Source organism: Serratia sp. (in: enterobacteria) (assembly GCF_046715635.1).
In the GTDB taxonomy this organism is placed as follows: Bacteria; Pseudomonadota; Gammaproteobacteria; order Enterobacterales; family Enterobacteriaceae; genus Chania.
The window spans coordinates 1-3,911 of the sequence record NZ_JBKJYW010000424.1; the positions used below are offsets into that span (position 1 = coordinate 1).

General features: G+C 55.9%; 4 protein-coding genes. All 4 read left to right on the forward strand.

The window, feature by feature from the left end:
* Nucleotides 1-1,364: Fe-S cluster assembly protein SufB (sufB, locus tag ACLQ7H_RS22020; protein ID WP_411754499.1), on the forward strand; the 1,364-nt coding region annotated here is incomplete at its 5' end.
* Nucleotides 1,365-1,407: 43 nt separating this feature from the next.
* Complete coding sequence (gene sufC, locus ACLQ7H_RS22025; RefSeq protein WP_021804565.1) at nt 1,408-2,154, forward strand: Fe-S cluster assembly ATPase SufC; 747 nt, start codon at nt 1,408-1,410, stop codon at nt 2,152-2,154.
* Entirely contained in the window at nt 2,129-3,415 is a 1,287-nt protein-coding gene (sufD, locus tag ACLQ7H_RS22030) for a Fe-S cluster assembly protein SufD (RefSeq protein WP_411754500.1), read from the forward strand. Before sufC ends, sufD begins: the two co-directional genes overlap by 26 nt.
* Nucleotides 3,412-3,911: aminotransferase class V-fold PLP-dependent enzyme (locus ACLQ7H_RS22035; RefSeq protein WP_411754501.1), on the forward strand; the 500-nt coding region annotated here is incomplete at its 3' end. The genes sufD and ACLQ7H_RS22035, both read left to right, overlap by 4 nt.

The window sequence follows — 3,911 nt, forward strand, 5'->3', positions numbered from 1 at the left end:
TCTCGGCCAAGCGTAACGAGCCCGAGTGGATGCTGGAATTCCGCCTGGAGGCTTACCGTGCCTGGTTACAAATGGAAGAGCCACACTGGCTGAAAGCCAACTACGACAAGCTGAACTATCAGGATTATAGCTACTATTCAGCGCCGTCCTGCGGCAGCTGTGATGACGCCTGCGGTTCTCAGCCAGGGGCGGAGCAGCAGCCCGGAGCCAGTGCGGAGAATAGCTACCTGACCAGCGAGGTTGAACTGGCGTTCAATCAGCTGGGGGTACCGGTGCGTGAAGGCAGCGAGGTGGCGGTAGACGCCATTTTCGACTCGGTTTCCGTCGCGACCACCTACCGTGAAAAACTGGCGGAGAGTGGAGTGATCTTCTGCTCGTTCGGTGAAGCTATTCACGATCATCCGGATCTAGTGCGTAAGTATCTGGGCCGGGTTGTGCCGCATAACGACAACTTCTTTGCCGCACTTAACGCTGCGGTAGCTTCTGATGGCACCTTTGTCTACGTGCCGAAGGGCGTGCGCTGTCCGATGGAGCTATCCACCTATTTCCGTATTAACGCTGCAAAAACCGGTCAGTTTGAACGCACCATTCTGATTGCCGATGAAGGCAGCTACGTCAGCTATATCGAAGGCTGCTCAGCGCCGGTACGCGACAGTTATCAGCTGCATGCAGCGGTAGTAGAAGTGATCCTGCATAAAGACGCCGAAGTGAAGTATTCCACAGTGCAAAACTGGTTCTCCGGCGGTGGCGAAAGCAAGGGCGGTATTCTTAACTTCGTCACCAAACGGGCGCTGTGTGAAGGCTCAGGATCCAAAATGTCCTGGACGCAGTCGGAAACTGGCTCGGCCATTACTTGGAAATACCCAAGCGTGATCTTGCAGGGTGACAACTCGATCGGTGAGTTTTTCTCGGTGGCGTTGACCAGCGGTTACCAGCAAGCGGATACCGGTACCAAGATGATCCACATTGGTAAAAACACCAGGTCGACCATTATTGCCAAAGGGATCTCCGCCGGGCACAGCCAAAATACCTATCGCGGATTGGTGAAGATCCTGCCCGGGGCGGAAAACGCCCGTAATTTTACCCAGTGCGATTCGATGCTGATCGGGCCGAATAGCGGGGCGCATACTTTCCCTTATGTTGAAACGCGCAATAACAGCGCCCAGCTTGAGCATGAGGCCACCACCTCGAAGATTGGTGACGACCAGTTGTTCTACTGCCTGCAACGGGGCATCAGCGAAGATAATGCCATCTCGATGATCGTCAATGGTTTCTGTAAGGACGTGTTCTCCGAACTGCCGCTGGAATTTGCCGTGGAGGCACAGAAGTTACTGGCTATCAGCCTGGAACATAGCGTCGGTTAAGCACTCGTATTTATAGCGCAGCAGCGCGATCTGAGGACACAGCATGTTAAGTATCAAGAATTTGCACGTCAGCGCCGAAGGTAATGAAATCCTCAAAGGGCTGAGCCTGGACATCAAACCGGGCGAAGTGCACGCCATTATGGGGCCCAACGGTTCTGGCAAAAGCACGCTTTCCGCCACGTTGGCTGGCCGGGAAGAGTATGAGGTCACCGCAGGTGAAGTGACGTTTAAAGGCAAAGATCTGCTGGAACTGGCTCCTGAGGATCGGGCCGGTGAGGGCGTATTCCTGGCGTTCCAGTATCCGGTAGAGATCCCCGGCGTCAGCAACCATTTCTTCCTGCAGACCTCGGTGAATGCGGTGCGTAATTACCGTGGTCAAGAGGCGCTGGATCGCTTCGACTTCGCCGACTTTATCGAACAGAAGATCGAGTTGCTGAATATGCCAGCGGATCTGTTGACCCGTTCGGTCAACGTCGGTTTTTCCGGTGGCGAGAAGAAACGCAACGACATCCTGCAAATGGCGGCGCTGGAGCCGGAGCTGTGCATCCTGGATGAAACGGATTCCGGGCTGGATATCGATGCCCTGAAGATCGTCGCCAACGGCGTTAATTCGCTACGTGACGGCAAGCGCGCCTTTATTATTGTCACCCACTATCAGCGTATTCTCGATTACATCAAACCGGATTACGTTCATGTGCTTTCCCAGGGGCGCATCGTGAAGTCCGGTGATTTCTCATTGGTGAAACAGTTGGAGGAGCAGGGCTATGGCTGGCTTTCCGACCAACAGTAATTCACGGGCGCTACAGCAGATGTACAGCCTGTTCGAAGCCCGCGGCGGCGAGCGCTCTGCACATGCGCTAACCCACTGGCAGCAGGTTTTGCGCCAAGGCTGGCCGACCCGCAAGCAGGAAAACTGGAAATACACCCCGCTGGAAGGCTTGCTGGAGCAGCAGTTTCTGGAACCTGCGGACCAAGTGTTCAGCGCGGCGCAGCGTGACCAACTGGCGCTGAAGATCGATGGGTATCGCCTGGTGTTTGTCGATGGGCGTTTATGCCCGCAACTGAGCGATAAGGATCTTGGTGACTACCGGTTGACCAGGGTGGCCTATGATGCGCCACCAAGGCTGCCGGAGCCGATCCAGCCAGAAATCTTCCTGCATTTGACCGAAAGTCTGGCGCAGGAAATCAGCGTGATTAGCCTGGCGGTAGGCAAAACGCCGGTTAAACCGCTCTATCTGTTGCATATCAGTACCGGTCGTGAGCGGCCCGGCGAAGTGAATACGCTGCATCACCGGCACCATCTGGAGATGGCGAGTGGTGCACGAGCTTCAGTCATCGAACACTATGTCAGCGACAGCGCTGCGGCCCACTTCACCGGTGCGCGCCTGACCGTGACGGTGGGTGACAATGCCGAGCTGTATCATTGTAAACTGGCGTTTGAGAGCCAGGCCAGTTATCACTTTGCCCATAACGACCTGTTGATTGGCCGCGATGCGAGGGTTAAAAGCGATAGCTTCCTGCTGGGAGCGGGGCTGACACGCCACCACACCAGCGCACAGTTAAACGGTGAGGGGAGCAATCTGGTCATCAATAGCCTGGTGCTGCCGGTGGGGAAAGAGGTGTGCGATACCCGTACCTATCTGGAACACAACAAAGGCTACTGCGAAAGCCGCCAACTGCACAAAACGGTGGTCAGCGATCGGGCCAAGGCGGTATTTAACGGCATGATCAAGGTCGCGCAATACGCGATCAAAACCGACGGCCAGATGAACAACCACAATCTGCTGTTGGGCAAGGTGGCGGAGGTAGACACCAAACCGCAGTTGGAAATCTACGCCGATGATGTCAAATGCAGCCACGGTGCCACCGTGGGCCGGATCGATGAAGAACAACTGTTCTATCTGCAATCGCGCGGTATCGATAAGCACGCAGCGCAGCAGATGATCATCTTTGCCTTTGCCGCGGAATTGACGGAGGGCATTGCCGACCCAGTCATTCGTGAGTTGGTGCTGGCCCGTATCGCCGATCGTTTACCTCGGGAGGCAGCATGAGTTATCCCTTGGAACGGGTACGTAGCGATTTCCCCCTGTTGGCTCGGGAAGTCAATGGGCAGCCGTTGGCTTATCTGGACAGCGCCGCCAGCGCGCAGAAACCGCAGAGCGTAATTGACCGCGAACTGGATTTCTACCGTCACGGCTATGCCGCAGTGCATCGTGGTATTCATACGTTGAGTGCCGAAGCCACGCAGCAGATGGAGGCCGTGCGTGAGCAAGTGGCGCGCTTTATCAACGCGGGCTCGGCAGAAGAAATTGTGTTCGTCAAAGGCACTACCGAAGGCATCAATCTGGTGGCTAACAGCTTTGGCCGCCATCTGCTGACGGCGGGCGACAGCATCATCATCACCGAGATGGAGCACCATGCCAACATTGTGCCGTGGCAAATGCTGGCACAGGAGCGTGGTATTACGCTGCGTGTCTGGCCATTGCAACCAGACGGCACCTTGGATCTGGCGCAGTTGCCGGGCTTGATCGATGCCTCCACCAAGCT

Excerpts from the sequence above, each read along its gene's own strand:
- sufC (WP_021804565.1), top strand. The coding sequence starts at position 1,408 with ATGTTAAGTATCAAGAATTTGCACGTCAGCGCCGAAGGTAATGAAATC.
- sufD (WP_411754500.1), top strand. The coding sequence starts at position 2,129 with ATGGCTGGCTTTCCGACCAACAGTAATTCACGGGCGCTACAGCAGATG.